We start from the raw sequence: 21490 nt of genomic DNA on the forward strand, positions 1-21490 counted from the left end.
ATGGTGCGCCCGGAGAGATTCGAACTCCCGACCGCCTGGTTCGTAGCCAGGTACTCTATCCAACTGAGCTACGGGCGCGCGGTACACAATCAACTTACTGCTAAATTTTACTGCATTTCCAGCGGCGGATGCTGAAAACCTGTCGAGTGGTGCGCCCGGAGAGATTCGAACTCCCGACCGCCTGGTTCGTAGCCAGGTACTCTATCCAACTGAGCTACGGGCGCCCTGCGACAGGAGCGGAATTATGCGGATGTCGGCGCGTACCGTCAACAGTTTTGTGAAAATTTTCATCCAACTGAATGAAAAAGCTGTCAGCTACGGCCTCCGGCGCCTTCAGCCACGCGAAATGATCGGCGCGCGTGCCCAGTTCGTGCGCGGACAGCACGCGCAGCTGCGCGTCCACATTCGGCAGCTTCGCCAGCAGCGTCTGCATCGATCCGGTCGGTGCCAACCAGTCGTGCTCCATCAATACGGCCTGTGCGCTGCCATGCACGCGCGCCATCTGCGCATCGAGGTCTTCGTTCATGCCGGCCGCGGCGTAGTGGTTGTTCAGGCCAACGCGTGCCCAGTCGGCGATCAGCCCGCGCGCTTCGGTGCCACCAAAGCCGAGGCGCCGACCATGCAGCACGCCCTGGCGTTGCGCGATCCACGGCAGGAAACGATAGACCAGTGGCAGCAGCCAGCCACGCGGTGGCGGGAAGCCGCGCCAGAACGGTGAGCCGCTGGCGGCCAGCCACAGCCGGTTGAAGTGCTGCGGGTTGCGGCCGGCATGCACGCAGGCCAGCTGCCCGCCCAGACTGTGTCCACCGATGATCCAGGGCAGGGCGTCGGTGGCGTCATCGGCTGCGGCCAGGACGGCCTGGCTGGCCGGCAGATCCTGTTCGAGTACTTCGCGATAGCCCCAGTCCTGCGTGCGCGAGGGGCGCAGTGAGCTGCTGCCGTTGCCGCGCCACTCATGCAGGTAGACCGCCACGCCCTTCGCCGCCAGCGCCAATGCCAGTGGCAGGTAGTGACGCGCGGCCACGCCCAGCGCTGGCAGCCACAGCAGGCGCGCGATGGACTGTGCAGGCACGCAGGCGATCACTTCGTAGCGATGGCCATCAGTGCACTGCACGGCAACGACGTCCGGTGCGAGACTCATGCGTGCGGTGCCGCGCCGAAGTGATCGAGTACCAGCACCTCGCTGCGGCCAGGCGCGTAGCCCTGCTGCAGGCCGCGCGCAACGTAGTCGATGCCGGCTTCGCAGGCATTGGCCAGGCTCAGGCCATTGCACAGCTGCGCGGCGATGGCCGAGGCGAGCGTGCAGCCTGTGCCATGTGCGTCCAGCGGCAGGCGGGCGTGGATGAATTCTTCGCTGCTGACGCCGTCGAAGTAGCGATCGATCACGCGGTTGCCTTCCTGCAGGTGGCCGCCTTTCAGCAGCACCGCACCGGCACCGAGCTCGAGCAGGGCAGAGGCAGCCTGTTCGGCGTCATCGCCGTTGGCGATCTTCCGGCCGATCAGGAGTTCTGCTTCCGGGGTATTGGGCGTAACCAGCGTCGCCAACGGCAGCAGGCGTTCGCGCATGGCCTTGAGCGCACTTTCCTCCAGCAGGCGCGCGCCGCTGGTGGCGACCATCACCGGGTCCAGCACCACGTGCGGCGGGCGATGCTTTTCCAGTGCGTCGGCGACGGCATGGATCACCTCGGCGTTGGCCAGCATGCCGAGTTTCACGGCATGGATATCGAAGTCATCGAAGCAGGCTTCGATCTGCGCCTGCAGGAATGCGATCGGTGGCACATGCACGGCGGTGACGCCACGGGTGTTCTGTGCAGTCAGCGCGGCGAACACGGCCAGGCCATGCACGCGGTGCGCGGCGAAGGCCTTGAGATCGGCAGGGACACCGGCGCCACCGCCGGAGTCGGAGCCGGCGATGGTGAGGGCGGAAACGGGAGTGGTCGGGCTCATCAGTTGATTGTGCCGTGGTCCCGCAGGGGAAGGTAGATCCACGCCATGCGTGGATGTCCTTGATTCAATGCCGCCAACGCGCCCACTGCTGGTACACCACATAACCCAGCCCGGTCAGGCCGGTCAGCAGGGCGGGGGCGAGCAGGGCGTCGTATTGCCAGCGCATGAACAACCAGGCGCCGAGGATGCCGCCGGCGAGGAAGCCGCTGATGATCAGGCCGCTGAGGGTCAGCCGCCGTACCTGCAGCGGCAGTCCGCGCAGCAGGTGGCCCAGGCCGATGCCGAGGTCGGTGAACATGCCGCTGAGGTGGGTGGTGCGCACCACCGCGCCACTGAAGGTGGTCGCCATCGCATTCTGCAGGCCGCAGGCCATGGCGGCGGCCAGTGCACCCCAGATCTGATGCTGTTCGAACAGCGGAATGGCCACCAGCAGCAGTGCCGATTCCAGCGCCAGCGCGACACCGTAGCGGCGGCCCAGCTGCAATGCGCTGTCCTGGATCAGCAGGCCGCTGAGCATCGCGCCCAGCGAAAACGCGATCAGCAATCCCCACAGGTGGCCGACCGCGCGCCAGTCACCCTGGGCCAGCGCCATGCCCAGCTGGCTGGTGCTGCCGGTCATGTGGCTGACCGCCTGGTGCTCGAAACCGAGGAAGCCGACCACGTTGACCATGCCGGCAACGCACGAGAGCGCGACCGCGCCGATCCAGACCCAGGTGGGCAGGCGTATTCCCATCGGCGGGGCCCCTCAGGGCCCGCCGAAGCCGCCGTTGAACTGCAGCTCGCTGAAGGTGTTGCTGGCCGGGTCGAATACCGCGCCCCAGAACTGCGTGCCGCCGTCACAGACGCGGATCGCTTCCCGTGCCGGGTTGATGCCGCTGTCGTCGGGCAGATGGAAGGCGTTGATGTAGATCAGACGCTTGCCGGCGCTTTCGATGCCGACGTACTGGCGGTCGAAGTCCAGCACCTTCGGTACCTGTGATTCCAGCGACGACAGCTGCGCTTCCAGCTGGTCGATCTGCTGCCGGCTGGGCGCCCAGTAACCACTGACCCGCCCGGCCTCGCGGCCGGGACTGGGGCGCGAGCAGGTATCGAGCACCTGCGCGGCGATGATCGGGCGGGTGACCACCCAGGATTGGCCGGTACGCTCGGCGGTCGGCACGCTGGCCGGGCCGAGCGTGGTGGTGCAGGCACCCAGGGCGGCTGCGAGGGCGATCGCAGCCGTGGGCAGCAGCAGGCGGGTGCAGCGGTTCACAACACCTCCGAAGCGTAATCGGCCAGGCGCGAGCGTTCGCCTCGGCGCAGGGTGATGTGCGCACTATGCGGCCAGTTTTTGAAGCGATCCACCGCGTAGGTCAGGCCCGAGGTGGTCTCGGTCAGGTACGGGGTGTCGATCTGCTCGACGTTGCCCAGGCAGACGATCTTGGTGCCGGGGCCGGCACGGGTGATCAGCGTCTTCATCTGCTTGGGGGTGAGGTTCTGCGCCTCGTCCAGGATCAGGTAGCGCGACAGGAATGTGCGGCCGCGCATGAAGTTCATCGAGCGGATCTTGATGCGGCTGGCGAGCAGGTCGTTGGTCGCCTGGCGTCCCCAGGTGCCGCCTTCCTGGTTGTGCGTGAGCACTTCCAGGTTGTCGGTCAGTGCACCCATCCACGGCGTCATCTTCTCTTCCTCGGTGCCGGGCAGGAAGCCGATGTCCTCGCCGACGCTGACCGTGGCGCGGGTCATGATGATCTCGCGGTAGCGCTGCTGGTCCATCGTCTGCGCCAGGCCGGCGGCCAGCGCCAGCAGGGTCTTGCCGGTGCCGGCGGTACCCAGCAGCGTGACGAAGTCGATCTCCGGATCCATCAGTGCGTTGAGCGCGAAGTTCTGCTCGCGGTTGCGTGCACTGATTCCCCACACGGCGTGGCTGCCGTGGCGGAAATCATCGACCAGCGACAGCACCACCTTGCCGTCGCCGACCACGCGGCTGACGCGCAGCTCGACTTCATCTTCGCCAGGCAGGTAGACGTACTGGTTCGGGTACCACTCCTCGCCATCCTGCGCCAGGATTTCGTAATGCGTGCGGCCCTTGTCGCTCCAGCTGCGCAGGTCATCGCCGTGGCGCTTCCAGAAGTCTTCCGGCAGCTCGGTGGCGCCGGTGTAGAGCAGGCTGAAATCGTCCAGCGCGCGGTCGTTCTCGTAGTCCTCGGACACGATGCCGGCGATCGCGGCCTTGATCCGCAGGTTGATGTCCTTGGAAACGAACACCACCGGCAGGTCCGGGGTTTCTTCCTTCAGTGCCAGGATCGCGCCGAGGATGGCGTTGTCCGGGATGACCTTGCCGAAGCTCTTGCCGGCGTCGAAATGGCTGGTCTGGAAGCGCAGCTTGCCGGCGCTCTGCTTGCCGCGCAGCTGCAGGCCATTGGGTCGCTGCAGCGGAATGCCGTCGGCCAGGTTGTCCAGGCCGGATTCCTGCACCAGCTCGTTGAGGAAGCGGCTCACCTGGCGGGCGTTGCGGCTCGCTTCGGAGGTGCCCTTCTTGCCGTTGTCCAGCTCCTCGATCACCTGCATGGGCAGGTAGACGTCGTGCTCCTCGAATTTGAACAGCGCGGTGGGATCGTGCATCAGCACGTTGGTATCCAGCACGTAGATGCGCTTGCCTCGGGTCATCGTCGATTCCTGGTTACGGACAGGGAAAAACCACCACGGCCTGCTGCGGGGCAGGGTGATGGCAGACACAGTAGGCAGTGGGACTCACTTGGACTGGGAGGCCTTCAGTTCGGCGAGAACGGCATCGGCATGGCCGGCAACCTTGACCTTGCGCCAGGACTGCACGATGCGGCTGTCGGGGGAAATCAGGAAGGTGCTGCGTTCGATGCCACGTACCTGCTTGCCGTACATGTTCTTCATCTTGATCACGTCGAAGGCGCTGCACAGCGCTTCGTCGCCATCGCTGACCAACGGGAAGTTGAAGCCCTGCTTGGCACAGAAGTTGTCGTGCGACTTCACCGAGTCGCGTGAGACACCGAGTACCACCGCGCCTGCCTTCTTGAATTTCGGCAGCAGTGCGTTGAAGTCGATGCCTTCGGTGGTGCAGCCGGGGGTGCTGTCCTTGGGATAGAAGTACAGCACCAGCCAGTGGCCGGCGTAGTCGCCGAGAGTGGCCTGTTCGCCACCGGACAGCGCCAGCGGCAGGGAGAGGGTGGTGCTGTCCAGGGTATCGCCGTTGTTCATGAGGTCCTTCTGTCGAGCCTGGGTTCTTTCTACGACAATTGCATGAAACGCCACGCGCCCGTGAGAGGCGCGCGAAGAATCAGAATTTCATCGGGTCCATGATCGCGTCCAGGTTCAGGTGGTCGCAGAATTCAAGGAAGTCGTCGCGCAGCGCGGCGATGTGCATGTTGGCCGGCACGCCGATGGTGACCTGCGCGCTGAACATCTCCGCACCGGTCTGCATGGCGCGGTAGCGCGTGCTCTGCAGGTTCTCGATGGTGATGCCCTGGCGGTCGAAGAAATCGGCCAGCTGGAACAGGATGCCCGGCTTGTCGGCGGCGATCACTTCGACGATGTACGGCAGCAGGTTGGACTGCGCCTGCTTGGCGGCAGTGCGGTACCAGACCAGCTTCAGGCCCTCTTCGCGCTCCAGCCGGGTCAGCATCGCTTCCAGCTTGGCCACCGAGTCCCAGGAGCCGGTGGCCAGGGCGGTGACCGAGACATCGCGGCCGACCGTGGCCAGGCGTGCGTCCACCAGATTGCAGCCGCTGTCGGCAATGCGGCGGGTGACGGACAGCAGGGGGGACTCCGGATGCGTCGTGTAGGCGTTGATCAGGAGGTGGTTTTCGCTCGGCGCGGGGCGCGGGGTGGTGTCGGTCAAGGCGATTCCGGGTAATGCATGCGTTAGTCTGAATGCCCGCCAGAGGCGGGGATCCACCGGTGTCCAGCATACTTGCCCGTGCTTTCGCGCCGCAAGTAACATTCAGGTCGCCCCCGGCCTTTCGTGGCGGGCGTTTTCCCTTTCCAGCCAAGAGCAGCACGTCCTTGTCCCTTTCCGGCCTCATCACCGCGCTGGCGACCCCGTTCCGGGCCGACGGCGCCCTCGATCCCGACGGTTGGCAGCGCCTGCTGCACCTGCAACTGGAAGGTGGCGTCCATGGCGTTGTCGTAGCCGGCTCGACCGGTGAAGCAGCGACCCTCACCGATGCCGAGTACGACCTGCTGCTGGCCAGCGCGGTCGAGCGCATCGGCGGCCGCATCCCGGTCATGGCCGGTACCGGCCTGTCGGGCACCGCCAAGACCATCGAACAGACCCGCCGTGCCGCCGCGCTTGGCGCCAGCCACGCGCTGGTGGTCACCCCGCCGTACGTGCGGCCGACCCAGGCTGGCCTGATCGCCCACTACCGCGCGGTTGCCGACCAGGGCGGGCTGCCGGTCGTGCTGTACAACGTGCCCGGCCGTACCGGGTGCGACATGCAGCCGGATACCGTGGCCGAACTGGCCAGCCATCCCAACATCGTCGGCATCAAGGAGGCGGTGGGTGACACCGGCCGGGTGCAGGCGCTGCTCGCCCTGCGCAGCCCGCAGTTTGCCGTGTTCAGTGGCGACGACGGTACGGCGGCGCGCTCGATCCAGGCCGGTATCGATGGCCTGATCTCGGTCGGCTCCAACGTGCTGCCCGGCGCCTACCGCCGGATGTGCGAGCTGGCTGCCGCCCACGACCACGAAGCCACCGGGTCCTGGGATGCGCGCCTGCAGCCGTTCCATGATTTCTGCGGCGTTGAGCCGAACCCGATTCCGGTCAAGGCGCTGCTGCGCCGTATCGGCATCGGTCACGACCTGCGCCTGCCGCTGCTGCCGCTGTCGGCGGCGCACCATCCGGCGGCCGATCATCTTGCCGGCGACATCGCCGCCCTCGAAGCCCTTTCCAGCCACTGACCTTCCGTCTTGGTCTGACCCAGGAGATTCACATGCGTCAATCCGTATCCACCGTCCGCGTGCTGTCCTACGCCCTGCTTGCGGTGGCCGTTGCCGCCGGCACCACCGGCTGCTTCAAGCGTGGCGTCAAGGGCGACTACGCCCTGGCCCCGGAAATGCGTCCGCTGGAAGTGCCGCCGGACCTGAACCTGCCCAACGCCACCAGTGACAACAAGGTGCCGACCCTTGCCTCGGCGACCAAGCCGGCGGCCCCGGTGGCTGCGGCCCCGGCCGTGGGCAACACCGGTTTCACCATCGCCGGCGGCAAGGACGAGGCTTTCGCCAAGGTCGGCACCGCGCTGGAAGGCGTGGAAGGCGTGACCATCGCCAGCCGCGCGCAGCTGCTGGGCTCGTATGACGTGGCCTACGAAGGCAGCAACTTCCTGGTCCGCGTGGTCGCCGTCGATGCCGGCGCCTACATCTCCGCGGTCGACCCGCGTGGCCTGCCGGCCACTGCAGAAGCGCCGGTGAAGCTGATCGCCGCGCTCAAGGCAAAGCTGGCCCAGTAAGGGCCGGTCGGGTGGGTGCGGGCCCAGGTCCGCACGTGCCCGGGTAGAGGCCGACCTTGGTCGGCGCTTCTGTGCCAACCAAGGTTGGCACCTACCGGATCCTGCGGTTGGCACCTACCGGATCGCGCGGTTGGTATCTGCCGAGCAACGAAAAAGGGCGCCATAGGCGCCCTTTTCGTTGCCGCAAGAGGCGCTTCTCAGCGCTCCAGCAGCTTCAGCTTGTCCGGCTTGCCGTCCCATTCGCCGGCGTCGGCGGGCGGGTCCTTGCGCACGGTCAGTACCGGCCACTCCTTCGCCAGCTCGGCGTTGAGGGCGACGAAGCTCTCCTGGCCGGCAGGAACATCGTCCTCCGGGAAGATCGCGTTGACCGGGCATTCCGGTTCGCAGAGGGTGCAGTCGATGCACTCATCCGGGTCGATCACCAGGAAGTTCGGGCCTTCGTGGAAGCAATCCACGGGGCATACTTCCACGCAATCGGTGTGTTTGCACTTGATGCAGTTTTCGGTGACGACAAAGGGCATGGGCTGGGGGTGGATCGATTCCTGAACCCGCCAATTCTAGAACAGGTTGGCCCCCGGTGTCGGCGCGGGGCGGAAATCGGGCGTCTGGCAGGCGCGGCCGTGGTGGTCGTTGGCGGCAGGGTGAGGCCTGTGCGACGCTGCGGGTCAGCCGGCTGCGTTGGATGGCCGGACCCCTTCCCAGCAGGATCGTTCATGTCCCCAGCCCAGCCCAACATCGCCTCCCATGGTGGTGAGAACACTGCATTCATCGTCCTGATCAGCTGCGTGGCCACGCTGGGTGGATTCCTGTTCGGCTTCGACAGTGGTGTCATCAATGGCACGGTCGACGGCCTGCGCCAGGCCTTCAACTCCAGCGAGGCGGCGCTCGGTTTCGAAGTGGCCTCGATGCTGCTGGGCTGCGCGATCGGTGCCTTCCTGGCCGGCTGGCTGGGGGATCGCCTGGGCCGTCGTGGCGTGCTGATCGCCTCGGCACTGATGTTCCTGGTCTCGGCGCTGGGCGCCGGTGCCGCTCACGCTTCCTGGCTGTTCATCGCCGCACGCGTGCTCGGCGGCTTCGCGGTGGGCGCGGCCAGCGTGATGTCGCCGGCCTACATTGCCGAGGTGGCCTCGGCGCGCTATCGCGGGCGTTTGGCCACGGTGCAGCAGATGGCGATCATCTGCGGCCTGTTCGCCGCCTTCCTCAGCAATTACCTGCTGGCCCGAGCTGCTGGGGCGTCAACCGAGCCGCTATGGCTGGGCCATGAGGCCTGGCGCTGGATGTTCTGGATGCAGGCGCTGCCGTCCGGGCTGTTCCTGCTGTTGTTGCTGGTGATTCCGGAAAGCCCGCGCTTCCTGGTCCTGAAGGGGCGTCAGCAGCAGGCGAGGGCGGTACTGTCGCGGCTGTACGGCGAGGCGGCAGCGGCGACCAAGCAGGCCGAGATCGAAGCCAGCCTGGCCCAGGATCAGCACAAGCCGCGCTTCAGCGACCTGCGCAGCAAGGCCACCGGCAAGCTGCGCCCGATCCTCTGGGTAGGCATTGGCCTGGCCATGTTCCAGCAGCTGGTCGGCATCAACGTGGTGTTCTATTACGGCGCGGTGCTGTGGCAGGCGGTGGGCTTCTCGGAAAGCGACGCGCTGCTGATCAACGTGCTGTCCGGCGCGCTGAGCATCGGCGCCTGCCTGCTGACGGTGCTGTTGATCGACCGCATCGGGCGCAAGCCGCTGCTGTGGATCGGCTCGGTTGGCATGTCGGTGGCGCTGGTGCTGATGGTGGTGGCGTTTGCCAGCGGCAGCCTGGCCGATGGTCGCCTGCAGCTGTCCGATGGCATGGGCCGGCTGGCGCTGGTTGCGGCCAACGTCTACGTGGTGTTCTTCAACATGTCCTGGGGCCCGGTGATGTGGGTGATGCTGGGCGAGATGTTCCCGAACCAGATCCGCGGCCCGGCGCTGGCGGTGGCGGGTGCCGCGCAATGGACCTCGAACTTCGCGATCACCGTGACCTTCCCGATGCTGTTGACTGGTATCGGCCTGGCTGGAGCCTATGGCATCTACGCGGTCGCCGCGATCCTCTCGATCTTCTTCGTGGTCCGCTACGTGCGCGAGACCAAGGGCAAGGAGCTGGAGCAGATGGAAGGCTGACGGCCGGCCTGTGTTTCAGCGCCTCCTTTCTCCGTGGGGAGGCTGCAGGCCAGCCGATCCAGGACACGCCGTAAACCCATCCATGGGGGCTCGATGGCGCCATCCATGGCGCCAACGGTCCTGGATCGGCTGGCCTGCAGCCTCTCGACACATTGCGGGTGGCGGACGCAGGTCTGCGCGTCGGGATTGAATTGGCTGCGGAGGAGCGAGGCTGTTCGTGCCGCCGTCGCGGGAAATCGTCTGGAGGGGGTGGCCCGCCCCCTCCCGCGCAGGAACAGGAAGGCGCTACTGCGACCAGGCCGACCGATGCCAATGCAATCCCCGGAAAACAGAAAAGCCCGCACAAAGGCGGGCTTTTTCGGTTCCTGCTGCGGCGACTGGCGCTCCCTAGGGGACTCGAACCCCTGTTTTAGCCTTGAGAGGGCCACGTCCTAACCACTAGACGAAGGGAGCGTAACTGTGTCGCTGCCGAGGCAGGAGCGCTAGTATATGCACCTCGATGCCATTGGGCAATCCCGAAACTTCAACCGGAAGCGCCAACATCATTTCCTCTGCTACATCACCGTTCAGCCTGCGCGTCATCCCGCGCGACCAGCACACGATCTCCCGCAAGGACATCAGCCCGAACGCCCTGCGCGTGCTTTATCGCCTGCGCGATGCCGGCTTCGGCGCCTACCTTGTCGGCGGCGCGGTGCGCGATCTGCTGGTCAATGGCCAACCCAAGGATTTCGACGTGGCCACCGACGCCACGCCCGAACAGGTCAAGCAGCTGTTCCGCAACTGCCGCCTGATCGGTCGCCGGTTCCGCCTCGCCCACGTCGTGTTCGGCCGCGAGATCATCGAAGTCGCCACCTTCCGTGCCAACAGCGATGACGGCAGCGGCGACCGCGAGATGGAAAACGGCATGCTCGTGCGCGACAACGTGTACGGCACCATCGAAGACGACGCCATCCGCCGCGACTTCACCTGCAACGCCCTGTACTACGCCATCGAGGACTTCTCGGTGCGCGATTACACCGGCGGCTTCGAAGACGTCCAGGCGCGCCTGATGAAGCTGATCGGCGACCCCGAGCAGCGTTATCGCGAAGATCCGGTGCGCATGCTGCGTGCGGTGCGCCTGGCGGCCAAACTCGGCTTCCAGATCGAAGAGGGCACCGCCGCGCCGATCCCGCACCTGGCGGGCCTGCTCAACGAAGCCGCACCGGCGCGCCTGTTCGAAGAAGTGCTCAAACTGTTCCTGTCCGGGCGCGGCGTGGCCAGCTTCGAAGGCCTCGAACGTTACGGCCTGCTGGACGTGCTGTTCCCGGAGAGCGCCAAGGCGCTGAAGTCCAACCGCACCGGCGCGCTGCGCCGCATGCTGGTGGAGGGCCTGGCCAACACCGATGCCCGCGTGGCCAACGATGAACCAGTCTCGCCCGCGTTCCTGTTTGCGCTGCTGCTGTGGCCGGCGTTCTGCCGCGCCCAGGCAACCCTGCTCAAGCAGGGCGTGGCACCGGAAGAGGCACAGCGCCGTGCCGCCGATCGCGTCACGGTGCAGCAGCTGAGCACCATCGCGCTGCCGCGCCGCTTCTCGCTGCCGATGCAGGAAATCTGGCTGCTGCAGTCGCGCTTCAGCTCGCGCCAGCGCAAGCGCGTGTTCCGTACCCTGACCCATCCGCGCTTCCGCGCTGCGTTCGACTTCCTCAGCCTGCGCCAGGTGGCCTCGGCCGAGCACGCCGCCGATGTCGAGTTCTGGCGTGAGGCGCAGGCGCAGTCCGGTCGCGAGCTGGAATCGTCGCTGGACGTGATGCACAGCGAAGAGGGGGATGACGAGAGCGGGGCACCGCGCAAGCGCCGCCGTCGCCGCCGTCGTCCGGGTGCCCCGGCCGGTGCGGCTGGCGAGTAAACGATGACCCTTGCCTGGATCGGCCTCGGCGCCAACCTTGGCGACGCGGCCGTCACCGTCGGCGCGGCGATTGCCGCGCTCGACGGCCTGCCCGATACCCGCCTGCGCCAAGCCTCAAGGCTGTACGCCACGCCGGCCTGGGGCAATGAAGACCAGCCGCCGTTCGTCAACGCGGTGGCTGCGGTCGAGACCACGCTGCCCGCCGATACGCTACTGCAGGCGATGCTGGCGCTGGAGCAGCGTTTTGGTCGCGTACGCGATCCGGCGGTGCACTGGGGCCCGCGCGCGCTGGACCTGGACCTGCTGCTGTATGGCGCGCAGGTGCTCGACCAGCCTGGTCTGCAGGTGCCGCATCCTTACCTGCACGAGCGTGCCTTCGTGTTGGTGCCGCTGGCCGAAATCGCGCCGGATCTGGCCATTCCCGGCCATGGCCGCGTGCGGGATGCAGTGATGCGGGTGGATGCCTGCGGGATTGCGCCGATAGGGTGATAATGCCCGGGTTATCTCCCCCGGTTATCAGCACATGAGCACCCACGCAGACAGCAAGCCCTGGACCGTTCCCGCCCTGGCCGAGGCCAAGCGCAATGGCCAGAAGCTGGTCATGTTGACCGCCTACGACGCCGGCTTCGCCCGCACTTTCGATGCCAACGGCGTCGACCTGATCCTGATCGGCGATTCGCTGGGCATGGTCGTGCAGGGCCATGATTCGACCTTGCCGGTGACCGTGGCCGACATGGTCTACCACACCCGCGCCGTGGCCCGCGTGCTGCAGCGTGCGTTGCTGGTGGCCGACCTGCCGTTCGGCGCCGATGCCACCCCGGAGCGCGCGCTGGATGCCTCGTTGCAGCTGCTGCAGGCGGGCGCCGAGATGGTCAAGATCGAAGGTGCCGGCTTCAAGGTCGACATCATCCGCTACCTGGTGGAGCGCGAGATTCCGGTCTGCGCGCATCTGGGCCTGACCCCGCAGTCGGTGCTGCGACTGGGCGGCTTCAAGATCCAGGGTCGTGGCGATGCCGCGCGCCAGCTGGTGGAAGATGCCAAGGCTGTGGCCGCTGCCGGCGCCAGCATCATGGTGCTCGAATGCGTGCCGACTCCGGTCGCCGCCGAAGTGACCGCTGCGGTGGATGTGCCGACCATCGGCATTGGCGCAGGCCCGCAGTGCGATGGCCAGGTGCTGGTGCTGCATGATTTCCTCGGCCTGGACAGTGGTCATCGCCGTCCCAAGTTCGTCAAGGATTTCCTTGCCGAAGGCGGTTCGGTGGCCGGTGCCACCCGCGCCTATGCCGACGCGGTGCGCGACGGCAGCTTCCCCGACGAACAGCACGCCTACGCCCAATGATCCAGACCTTCAACGAGCTCGGCGCACTGCGCGGGCAGATCGCCCAGTGGAAGCGCGAGGGCCTGCGGGTGGCGCTGGTGCCGACCATGGGCAACCTGCATGGAGGTCACCATTCGCTGGTGACCCTGGCCCGCCAGTACGCCGACAAGGTGGTGGCGAGCATCTTCGTCAACCCGACCCAGTTCGGGCCGAACGAGGATTTCAGCCGCTACCCGCGCACGCCCGAGGCCGACGTGGCCGGGCTGGAGCAGGCCGGCTGCGATGCGGTGTGGCTGCCCAGCGTCGAGGTGATGTACCCGCTGGGGGTGGACAAGACCACGCGCATGCACGCGCCGGGCGTGAGTGAAGTGCTGGAAGGCGCCAGCCGTCCGGGGCACTTCGATGGCGTGTGCACGGTGGTGGCGCGCCTGTTCCTGCAGGTGCAGCCGGATGTGGCCGTGTTTGGCCGCAAGGACTACCAGCAGCTGGCCGTCATCAAGCAGATGGTGGCCGAACTGTCGTTCCCGATCCAGATCGTCGGTGCGGACATCGTGCGTGACGAGGATGGCCTGGCCAAGAGTTCGCGCAACCAGTACCTGAGCGCCGAACAGCGCCCGCTTGCGACCACCATCCACCGCACCCTGCTGGGCATGCGCGAGGGTTATGTCGCCGGGCAGGCACGCGAGCGCATCGAGGCCGATGCCACCGCTGCGCTGCAGGCCGCCGGTTTCCAGGTCGACTACGCCGTGTTGCGCACTCCGGAACTGGCCGAGCCGACCTTCGACGGCGGTGGCCGCGTGGCGCTGATTGCCGCGCGGCTGGGCACCACCCGCCTGATCGACAACCTGGAGTTCTGAGCAGCATGCGGCTCCGGGGCGCCCGCAACGGGCGCCTCTCGACTTCCCACGGACGGGAGACCGGAAATGAAGACCCCCAGCACCGATACCGGCCGTCTTGCCCAGGCCTCGATCCTGGCGGTGCTGGCCGCCGGCATGCTGCCGGCCCAGCTGTTTGGCGGGCTGTTGTTCGCGCTTGAATTCAGGCGCACGCCGATGCCTGCGCTCACCGGCGGTGGGCTGATGTTCGTGTTGGCCGTGTGCAATGCGATCGCGGTGTTGCTGCCGATGGCGCTGATCCTGCAGTCTCAACAGCGGCTGCGCCGGACCGGATTCGTGCTGGTCGGCTTCGGGCTGGGCGCGCTGGCCATGGCCACCTGCACCTGGCCGGGCGCGGACAGTGGTCCGCTGCTGCAGCGCCTGCGCTATGTCGACACCTTCGACGTGATCAGCTATGCCTTGCAGGTGCTGGCCGCAGGTGGCTTCGGCCTGGTCGCCGGGCTGGCCTTCCATACGGTGTTCCGGCTGTCTCTGGAGGGCCGTTCCGGGCATGCCGCGCCGCCGCCGCCGGGGGAGGGGGCCTGAACAGCCCTCAGCGTCCTGCTGCGGCCCCCTGACGATGGCCAAGCGGGTGCTAGAATCCGCTCTTTCCTTTGCCGTTGCAGCGCCCCCATGCACCTGTCCCTGCTCAAGACCAAGATCCACCGCGCCACCGTCACCCATTCCGAGCTGAACTACGAAGGCTCGATCGCCATCGATGACAACCTGCTGGCTGCCACCGGCATCCGCGAGTTCGAGCAGGTGCACATCTGGGACGTGACCAACGGTGCGCGCTTCTCGACCTATGCCATCCGTGCCGAAGCCGGCAGCGGCGTTGTCTCGCTCAACGGTGGTGCCGCGCGCCACGTGCAGGTCGGTGACATCATCATCATCGCCGCGTTCGCCAGCATGACCGAGCAGGAAGCTGACAGCTTCAAGCCGAAGCTGGTGTACGTTGATGGCAAGAACCAGATCTCCCACACCAACGACACGATCCCGACCCAGGCCGCATGACAACGAACAACGGATTCGACTCGCTGCATTCCCACGCCCAGCGCCTGAAGGGCGCAAGCATTCCCAGCCTGCTCGCCGCCGAACCCGGCCGCGTGCAGGACCTGGCGCTGCGGGTCGGTCCGTTGTATGTCAATTTCGCGCGGCAGAAATACGATGCCGCGGCGTTGCAGGCCCTGCTCACGTTGGCCGCCGACCGTGATGTCGGTGGTGCCATCACCCGCTTGTTCCGTGGCGAGCAGGTCAACCTGACCGAAGGTCGCGCCGCGCTGCATACCGCGCTGCGCGGCGACGTGGTCGATGCGCCGGTGGCGGCCGAGGCCTATGCCACCGCGCGCGAGATCCGCCAGCGCATGGGCGTGCTGGTGCGCGCGCTGGAAGACAGTGGCGTGACCGATGTAGTCAGCGTCGGCATCGGTGGTTCCGACCTTGGCCCGCGCCTGGTCGCCGACGCGCTGCGTCCGGTCAGCGGTGCGCGCCTGCGCGTGCATTTCGTATCGAATGTGGACGGCGCGGCCATGCAGCGTACGCTGGCCACGCTGGATCCGGTCAAGACCGCCGGCATCCTGATCTCCAAGACCTTCGGCACCCAGGAAACCCTGCTCAACGGCCAGATCCTGCACGACTGGCTGGGGGGCAGCGATCGCCTGTACGCGGTCAGTGCCAATCCGGAACGTGCCGCCAAGGCCTTTGCCATCGCCGCCGATCGTGTGCTGCCGATGTGGGATTGGGTCGGCGGCCGCTATTCGCTGTGGTCTGCGGTCGGTTTCCCGATCGCGCTGGCGATCGGCTTCGATCGCTTTGAACAGCTGCTGGAAGGTGCTGCGCAGATGGATGCGCATGCGCTGGATGCACCGCTGGAGCGCAACCTGCCGGTGCTGCACGGCCTGACCGACATCTGGAACCGCAACCTGCTGGGCCATGCCACGCATGCGGTGATGACCTACGACCAGCGCCTGGCGCTGTTGCCGGCCTACCTGCAGCAGCTGGTGATGGAAAGCCTGGGCAAGCGTGTGCAGCGTGATGGCCAGCCGGTCACCACCGATACCGTGCCGGTGTGGTGGGGCGGGGCGGGCACCGATGTGCAGCACAGCTTCTTCCAGGCACTGCACCAGGGCACCAGCATCGTTCCGGCCGACTTCATCGGCTGCGTGCACAACGACGATCCCTACACGATCAATCATCAGGCCCTGCTGGCCAATCTGCTGGCGCAGACCGAAGCACTGGCCAATGGCCAGGGCAGCGACGACCCGCACCGTGATTACCCGGGCGGCCGCCCGAGCACGCTGATCCTGCTCGACGCGCTGACCCCGCAGGCGCTGGGTGCGCTGATCGCCATGTACGAACACGCCGTGTATGTGCAGTCGGTGATCTGGAACATCAACGCGTTCGACCAGTTCGGTGTCGAGCTTGGCAAGCAGTTGGCCAGTGGCCTGTTGCCGGCGCTGCAGGGTGAGGATGTGGCGATTGCCGATCCGATGACCCGCGAGATCCTGGCGCAGCTGAAGGGCTGACCCGGCCTCCGGATGTGCCGGCGCCGGCCGGCCATCCGATGCCTCTGCGGTTGCCTTCGATCCGGTCGCGCAGGAATGGCAGCGCGGCCACTCATTCCACGTCACTTCCGTACCGCACGTGCAGCGTATTCGTGCGCCCTGCCGCAGCGCAGCTTGACGCACTTCACACGCGGATGCAGTGTGCACGGGCGGCTGTACCTGTCATCCAGTATCGCTCGCAGCATGATGTTGATGCCAGGGACTGGCCGTATCCGAAGGGACGTGGAATCGATCCATGTCCTCAACGCCTCATGTTGTGAATGACAGGAGATTGCGAATGGATCTGAACGACGATGTTGTGTCCGGCTGGCTCAATGGCTCGGACGATGTGGATGGGTGTGCCAACCCTGCGGGTTCGCTGTTCATCTACGGTGCGGCAGCCACCGAAGCGGCCCTCACCGGAGCTTCGGACACCATGATCACCGGGGGCACCAACGAGTGCACCACCACGGTATCGGTGATCAACCACTGCCTGTGTTGCTGATGTAACCCGAGCCGGCACGCAGAGGCATGCAGCTGCGTGCCGGCGACTGGAACAGACTCTCGATATCTCGCAGGGGGCGTAATGACCGCTTCTCCGGCTGCGGCCGCGTTTGCGTGCATCACCGAACATTTCCTTGCCCAGGCGCGCGCTGCGCTGGTTGCCGGCCTGCATGATCCCGCCATTGCTCTGCAGCCTGGCGAGCGCGATCTGCTGCATGCACGGGGCGATGCGGCACTGCGTGAGCATGCCCAGCTCAAGCTCAACCGCGTGCTGCTGCTGGAACTGCACGCCGCTGCGCGCAGCGGTGACATCGGCCCGCTTGACAGCGCTGGGGTGCTGGACGAGTTCGTTGCCCTGGCCACCAGCGAGGGCTTCCGCACGCATCTGCAGCGACGCTATCCGGTGCTGCTGCCGCGCCTGACGCGCATGCTCGAAGGACAATGTGCGGCTGTGGTGGAGCTCGCTGTTCGCATCGGCAGCGATCGTGCGGCGCTGGCAGAGTTGCTGGGTGCGCCGGCGGGCACGCTGCATGCCGTTGCATTGGGACGCGGTGACCTGCATGGTGGCGGCCGGACTGTGGCACGGCTGCAGTTCGATGGCGGCACGGTGATGTACAAGCCACGCTCATTGCGCATCGATGCGACGCTTGATGACCTGTTGTCCACGGTCTTCGGTGACGGCCTTGACCGCGTATGCGTGCCGAAGGTGATTGATCGTGGCAGCCACGGCTGGGCCGCCTTCGCCGCGCACCGCTACTGTGCCGATGACCTTGAACTGCGTGCCTACTACCGCGGTCTTGGCCATTGGTTGGCAATCCTGCGCCTGGTCGGTGGCACCGACATCCATCTGGAGAATCTGATCGCGGTCGGGCCGGTTCCTGTCGTGGTCGACGCCGAAAGCGTGTTCTCCCGGGTAATCGACATCGAGCCATCAGGGCTTGGCGATGCGTACGACACCGCCGTCAAGCTGATGCGTAATTCAGTGCTGCGTACCGGAATCGTGCCGTTCCGTACTGCCGGCCTGGGCATGGAAGGCGTGGATCTGTCCGCAGCCGGCGCACTGCCGGGCGAGCAGCCGCGGGTACAGGTGCCGGTGATTGTCGAGGATGGGACGGAACCGGCCCGCTTGGGCATGGTTGAGGCCGAGGTCTCCGTTGCGCAGAATCATCCCAGCGCGCAGCCCGATGTGTCGTTGTACTGGGATCACATCAGCGAGGGCTTCATCGACGCCAGTGGGCGCCTGCGCGCGCTCGATGCGAAGGGTGAACTGATGCCGCTCCTGGCGGCTTTCGAGGGCTGCCAGGTGCGCGATGTGCGGCGGCCGACCATGGCCTACGCCGAGCTCGGGCGAATGCTCTGGCATCCGGCATCGCTGCACAACGAAGCCCAGGCGGTTGAACGCGCGATCGACCTGCTGGTGCGCAATGCGGCGGTGTCACCGGCCGCGCCATCGGACCTGGAGACCGTGCGCGGCGAAGTGGACGACCTGCGCCACGGTGACATTCCGATCTTCGCATCGCAGCTGGACGCGGCCCGCATCCGCTCCATCACCGACAACTGGCGTGCGATGCGCATCGACCTGGAAGACGTGACCATCCGCAGCACGCTGGTAGCCACCGACCTGAACCAGCATGCGCTGGCCCGCGCCGAGGCCAGATCCGGCCACAGCTATGCAGCACAGCATCCGCGTGCGGACGACCTGGATGCACGCCGTCGCACGCTGGCCGCGCGCGCGGTGGAGAGCCTGCTGCGGCTGGCGGTGCACGGCGAAGACGGTTCGATGACCTGGATCACACCCGAGGTGACGCGTACCGGGTGGACCGTCCAGCCGGTGCAGCCCGACCTGTATTTCGGGCTGGGAGGTATTGCGTTCGCACTGGCGGCCTACCGCCGGGAAGTGGAGCAGGGGCGTGCCGACCCGGTAGTGGGGCTGGCCCCAGCCATCGATGGCGCCCTCGCGGTGTTCCAGACCATGTGTGAGCGGCATCCCGCCGAGATCGATGGTGGATTCGTCGGAACCGGTTCGCAGATCTGGACATTGCTGGCATTGAACGACCTGTTGCAGCGACCGGCACTGCTGGCGCTGGCGGAGCGCTGCGCAGAAGCCGCAGAGCGTCGCGGATTCCAGGAGGCGACGAAGTTCGAACTGATTGATGGCGTGTCCGGCATGATCCTGCCGTTGCTGGCGCTGGCCGAGGCCACCGGCAGATCGCGCTGGCTGGAGTTGGCGGCTGCAGCCGGGCGCCGCATGCAGGAAGCAGCGATCGTCGATGCCGACGGCGCACGCTGGCCGACGCCACAGTTCCGCGAGCCGATCGGTGGCTTTGGCCACGGCGCGATGGGCATGGGCTGGGCGCTGGCACGGCTGGCGCGTTCGGATGCCGGCAGCGTGCCTGAGCGGGCCGCCTGGCGGCAGCTGGCCGAAGGAGCCTTTGCGTTCCAGGCGGCGCTGTTCGAGACGCATACCGGGCGCTGGCGCGATATCCACCTGGAGGACGGGCAGAAGAATTTCCCGACCTGGTGCCATGGCAGTGTTGGCATCGGTCTGGCGGCGGCGGATCTGTACGCCCGCACCGGCGATCCCGCGCAGTTGCGTGACATGCGGCGGGCTGTGGCCGACGCGCGCGGCAAATGGGGGTTCAGCCACACCCTGTGCCATGGCGATGTGTCCACCCGGGAGCTGCTGGTGCTGGCGGCTGCGCTGGATCCGGAGGGATGTCCCTATCCGCAGGATGAGGCCGCCATCGAGATCGTTTCTTCGATCGAGGAGCACCAGGGCATGGTCGGCGGACTGACCCGCGCGGCCTTTACTCCGGGCCTGATGATCGGCCTGGCAGGTGCGATCTATGGCTTCCTGCGCATGCATCCGGCCTGCGCGCTGCCGTCGCCGTTGCTGCAGGAGACGGCGGCGGCGCGGGTCGATGCCCCGGCATCGCGTTCCAGTGCCGCGCAGGACCGACCGGCGCTGGCCGAGGTCTGAGCCGGACGGGTTCGGCAATCAACGGCTGGGATCGCGTTCCGGGCTTGGCCGCTTTGCCAGCTTGCGCTGCAGCGAACGACGGTGCATGCCGAGCAGGCGGGCGGCCGCGGACACGTTGCCGCCGGTCTCGTGCATCGCCTGCTGGATGTGTTCCCACTGCAGGCGGCTGATCGGCGTCATCGCGTCCGGCACTTCCATTTCGCCATCGTCGGCCGGGCCATCGTCTTCCTCGCCGAGGGCGCGCAGGATCATCGGCACCGTGGCCGGCTTCGGCAGGTAGTCGTCGGCGCCGAGCTTGATCGCCTCCACGGCGGTGGCGATGCTGGCGTAGCCGGTCACCAGCAGGATCCGCATGTCCGCGCGCAGCGCGCGCAGCGGCTGGATCAGGGCCAGGCCGGAATCGCTGCCCAGCTTCAGGTCGATCAGCGCGAACGCCGGCGGATGCTGGCGGGCCAGTGCCAGTGCACTGGCGGCGTCCTGCGCGGTCTGCGTTTCAAGCCCCTTGCGGGCCAGGCTGCGCTGCAGGGTGCGCAGGTACAGCTCGTCGTCGTCGACCAGCAGGCCCAGGGTGGAGTGATGAAGGCTCATGGGGTGTCCTCACGTGGGGTCAGCGGCAGGCGGAAGCCGACGCGGCTGCCGGCCCCCTGGGCCGGGCGCATCCACATCTCGCCGTCGAGGCGTTCGATGGTGGCATGGGACAGGGCCAGGCCGACGCCCATGCCCTCGCTTTTGCTGCTGCCGAACAGCTTGCCCGGCAGCACCGCGGCACGGGCGTCGAAGCCGTGGCCGTAGTCGCGGACTTCGCCGATCAGGTCGTCGCCTTCGATGCGCAGGTCCAGGTCCACGCGCGGCCGGCCGGCCTGCTCGCCGGCATCGGCGGCATTGTTGAGCAGGACCATCAGCAGATGGCCCACGCCCGGGTCGAGTGGCAGCCGCAGCGGCGCATCGTCATTGCGATGCAGGTCGATGGTCGGCCGCACCAGGCGCCACTGTTCCAGTACCTGCTGGGCGCTGGAGTGGCTGCGACCCGGTGCATCGGCCGAGGCCGGTGCGGCCAGCGCCAGCACGCGCTCGCGGCACTGCACCAGCAGCTCGCGCAGGGTTTCCATGTCTTCGCGTACTTCGGGCTCTTCGCTGCGCTCGGCGACGTCATCGGCGAGCAGGGTCATGGTCGCCAGCGGCGTGTTCAGTTCATGCGCCACCGAGGCGGCATGGGTGGCCAGGGCGACGATGCCCTCGTTGCGGGCGAAGCGTTCGCGCAGGGCCGACAGTTCCAGTTCGCGCTGGCGCAGCGCCAGTGCCAGGCGGGTGGAAAAGGTCAGCACGACCGCTGCGGAAATCAGGAAATTGGCGACCACGCCCCAGCGGTTGAGGTCCTGCGCGCGGAAATAGCCATCCGGCAGCGACTGGCCGAAGATGCCGCTGGCGGCGTAGCCGAGCAGGCAGGCCAGCGCCACCGCCAGTGCCCAGCGCAGGGGCAGGGCGAACGCGGCGAGCGCGATCAGGATCAGGAACAGCGAACTGAACGGGTTGGCCATGCCGCCACTCCAGCCCACCATCCAGGTCAGGATGATCACGTCCACCAGAATGTGGCCGAATGCGGTCAGTGGCGCGGTGTCGGCCGCCTCCGGGCGCAGCTGGGTGTAGATGTTGAACAGGGTCAGCACGGCCACGCCCGCCCACAATGGCAGCTGCGGCAACGGCAGGCCCAGCACCCAGGTGGCAACCAGGATGGTGGCGGCCTGGCCGCCTACGGCAAGCCAGCGCAGGCTGCACAGGGTTCGGAGAAACGGGGCGTCGGGACCGGTCATTCACGCTCATCGTATGCGTTCACGCGTGAC

22 protein-coding genes and 3 tRNA genes are annotated in these 21490 nt (G+C 66.9%); 12 read left to right on the plus strand and 13 right to left on the minus strand.

Annotated features, from left to right (window positions below; all coding sequences use genetic code 11):
- Position 1: 1 nt before the first annotated feature.
- The 9 genes from QRO95_RS13050 to QRO95_RS13090 all read right to left on the minus strand — a co-directional run bounded on the left by QRO95_RS13050 (position 2) and on the right by QRO95_RS13090 (position 5800).
- Positions 2-78 (minus strand) — tRNA-Arg (locus tag QRO95_RS13050).
- A 69-nt stretch (positions 79-147) separates the two neighbouring features.
- Positions 148-224: transfer RNA gene (locus QRO95_RS13055), tRNA-Arg, on the minus strand.
- On the minus strand, positions 215-1141 hold the full coding sequence (locus QRO95_RS13060) for an alpha/beta fold hydrolase (RefSeq protein WP_121503734.1): 927 nt from the start codon (positions 1139-1141) through the stop codon (positions 215-217). Before QRO95_RS13060 ends, QRO95_RS13055 begins: the two co-directional genes overlap by 10 nt.
- On the minus strand, positions 1138-1947 hold the full coding sequence (gene thiD / locus QRO95_RS13065) for a bifunctional hydroxymethylpyrimidine kinase/phosphomethylpyrimidine kinase (protein WP_285302745.1): 810 nt from the start codon (positions 1945-1947) through the stop codon (positions 1138-1140). Before thiD ends, QRO95_RS13060 begins: the two co-directional genes overlap by 4 nt.
- A 64-nt stretch (positions 1948-2011) precedes the next feature.
- The gene (locus QRO95_RS13070; RefSeq protein WP_049463692.1) at positions 2012-2680 is read right to left on the minus strand and encodes a YoaK family protein; all 669 of its coding nucleotides are present in this window, start codon (positions 2678-2680) and stop codon (positions 2012-2014) included.
- Between the two features lie 12 nt (positions 2681-2692).
- Positions 2693-3199 carry a hypothetical protein gene (locus tag QRO95_RS13075; protein WP_285302746.1) on the minus strand — a complete coding sequence of 169 codons (507 nt, stop codon included), beginning with the start codon at positions 3197-3199 and terminating at the stop codon, positions 2693-2695.
- Positions 3196-4596, minus strand: coding sequence for a PhoH family protein (locus QRO95_RS13080; protein ID WP_010484287.1), 1401 nt, complete (start codon positions 4594-4596; stop codon positions 3196-3198). The genes QRO95_RS13075 and QRO95_RS13080 overlap by 4 nt, the downstream gene beginning before the upstream one ends.
- 84 nt (positions 4597-4680) lie before the next feature.
- Positions 4681-5160 carry a peroxiredoxin gene (locus QRO95_RS13085; protein WP_049445310.1) on the minus strand — a complete coding sequence of 160 codons (480 nt, stop codon included), beginning with the start codon at positions 5158-5160 and terminating at the stop codon, positions 4681-4683.
- Between the two features lie 79 nt (positions 5161-5239).
- Positions 5240-5800, minus strand: coding sequence for a glycine cleavage system protein R (locus QRO95_RS13090; protein ID WP_005409051.1), 561 nt, complete (start codon positions 5798-5800; stop codon positions 5240-5242).
- Between the two features lie 164 nt (positions 5801-5964).
- Between QRO95_RS13090 and dapA the strand changes: the two genes are divergently transcribed.
- Both dapA and QRO95_RS13100 read left to right on the plus strand, forming a co-directional pair.
- On the plus strand, positions 5965-6858 hold the full coding sequence (gene dapA, locus QRO95_RS13095; protein ID WP_285302747.1) for a 4-hydroxy-tetrahydrodipicolinate synthase: 894 nt from the start codon (positions 5965-5967) through the stop codon (positions 6856-6858).
- A gap of 32 nt (positions 6859-6890) precedes the next feature.
- Entirely contained in the window at positions 6891-7406 is a 516-nt protein-coding gene (locus QRO95_RS13100) for a hypothetical protein (protein WP_006432432.1), read from the plus strand.
- 197 nt (positions 7407-7603) lie between these two features.
- Here QRO95_RS13100 and fdxA read toward each other — a convergent pair whose 3' ends face one another.
- Positions 7604-7927: a ferredoxin FdxA gene (gene fdxA / locus QRO95_RS13105; RefSeq protein WP_004153066.1), complete on the minus strand. Its 324-nt coding sequence runs from the start codon at positions 7925-7927 to the stop codon at positions 7604-7606.
- A 192-nt stretch (positions 7928-8119) separates the two neighbouring features.
- Between fdxA and QRO95_RS13110 the strand changes: the two genes are divergently transcribed.
- Positions 8120-9544 carry a sugar porter family MFS transporter gene (locus QRO95_RS13110; protein ID WP_285302748.1) on the plus strand — a complete coding sequence of 475 codons (1425 nt, stop codon included), beginning with the start codon at positions 8120-8122 and terminating at the stop codon, positions 9542-9544.
- A 378-nt stretch (positions 9545-9922) separates the two neighbouring features.
- Here QRO95_RS13110 and QRO95_RS13115 read toward each other — a convergent pair.
- A tRNA-Glu gene (locus QRO95_RS13115) sits at positions 9923-9997 on the minus strand.
- A gap of 52 nt (positions 9998-10049) precedes the next feature.
- On the opposite strand from QRO95_RS13115, the gene pcnB reads away from it, so the two are divergent.
- From pcnB to QRO95_RS13160, 9 genes are all read left to right on the plus strand, one after another.
- Complete coding sequence (gene pcnB / locus QRO95_RS13120; protein ID WP_285302761.1) at positions 10050-11429, plus strand: polynucleotide adenylyltransferase PcnB; 1380 nt, start codon at positions 10050-10052, stop codon at positions 11427-11429.
- A 3-nt stretch (positions 11430-11432) separates the two neighbouring features.
- Positions 11433-11918: a 2-amino-4-hydroxy-6-hydroxymethyldihydropteridine diphosphokinase gene (gene folK / locus QRO95_RS13125; RefSeq protein WP_032128850.1), complete on the plus strand. Its 486-nt coding sequence runs from the start codon at positions 11433-11435 to the stop codon at positions 11916-11918.
- Positions 11919-11952: 34 nt separating this feature from the next.
- Positions 11953-12768 (plus strand): 3-methyl-2-oxobutanoate hydroxymethyltransferase, encoded by an 816-nt coding sequence (gene panB, locus QRO95_RS13130; RefSeq protein WP_005416119.1) that lies wholly within the window; start codon positions 11953-11955, stop codon positions 12766-12768.
- Positions 12765-13604, plus strand: coding sequence for a pantoate--beta-alanine ligase (gene panC / locus QRO95_RS13135; RefSeq protein ID WP_285302749.1), 840 nt, complete (start codon positions 12765-12767; stop codon positions 13602-13604). The genes panB and panC overlap by 4 nt, the downstream gene beginning before the upstream one ends.
- 66 nt (positions 13605-13670) lie before the next feature.
- Positions 13671-14168 carry a hypothetical protein gene (locus QRO95_RS13140; RefSeq protein WP_285302750.1) on the plus strand — a complete coding sequence of 166 codons (498 nt, stop codon included), beginning with the start codon at positions 13671-13673 and terminating at the stop codon, positions 14166-14168.
- A gap of 87 nt (positions 14169-14255) precedes the next feature.
- Positions 14256-14636, plus strand: coding sequence for an aspartate 1-decarboxylase (panD, locus tag QRO95_RS13145; RefSeq protein WP_032128853.1), 381 nt, complete (start codon positions 14256-14258; stop codon positions 14634-14636).
- A complete protein-coding gene (pgi, locus tag QRO95_RS13150; RefSeq protein ID WP_285302751.1) occupies positions 14633-16147 on the plus strand; it encodes a glucose-6-phosphate isomerase in 1515 nt (504 codons plus the stop codon). The genes panD and pgi overlap by 4 nt, the downstream gene beginning before the upstream one ends.
- A gap of 316 nt (positions 16148-16463) precedes the next feature.
- Positions 16464-16670 carry a DUF6229 family protein gene (locus QRO95_RS13155; protein ID WP_010484314.1) on the plus strand — a complete coding sequence of 69 codons (207 nt, stop codon included), beginning with the start codon at positions 16464-16466 and terminating at the stop codon, positions 16668-16670.
- Positions 16671-16751: 81 nt separating this feature from the next.
- On the plus strand, positions 16752-19649 hold the full coding sequence (locus tag QRO95_RS13160) for a type 2 lanthipeptide synthetase LanM family protein (RefSeq protein ID WP_285302752.1): 2898 nt from the start codon (positions 16752-16754) through the stop codon (positions 19647-19649).
- An 18-nt stretch (positions 19650-19667) separates the two neighbouring features.
- On the opposite strand, the gene QRO95_RS13165 is transcribed toward QRO95_RS13160, so the two are convergent.
- Together QRO95_RS13165 and QRO95_RS13170 are read right to left on the minus strand one after the other, a co-directional pair.
- Positions 19668-20237, minus strand: a complete 570-nt coding sequence (locus QRO95_RS13165) for a response regulator transcription factor (RefSeq protein WP_012510702.1) — start codon at positions 20235-20237, stop codon at positions 19668-19670.
- Positions 20234-21460: an ATP-binding protein gene (locus QRO95_RS13170; protein ID WP_032128856.1), complete on the minus strand. Its 1227-nt coding sequence runs from the start codon at positions 21458-21460 to the stop codon at positions 20234-20236. The genes QRO95_RS13165 and QRO95_RS13170 overlap by 4 nt, the downstream gene beginning before the upstream one ends.
- Positions 21461-21490: the final 30 nt, after the last annotated feature.

Origin of the sequence: Stenotrophomonas maltophilia group sp. Smal13 (genome assembly GCF_030236855.1) — a bacterium.
Classification (GTDB): domain Bacteria; phylum Pseudomonadota; class Gammaproteobacteria; order Xanthomonadales; family Xanthomonadaceae; genus Stenotrophomonas; species Stenotrophomonas maltophilia_A.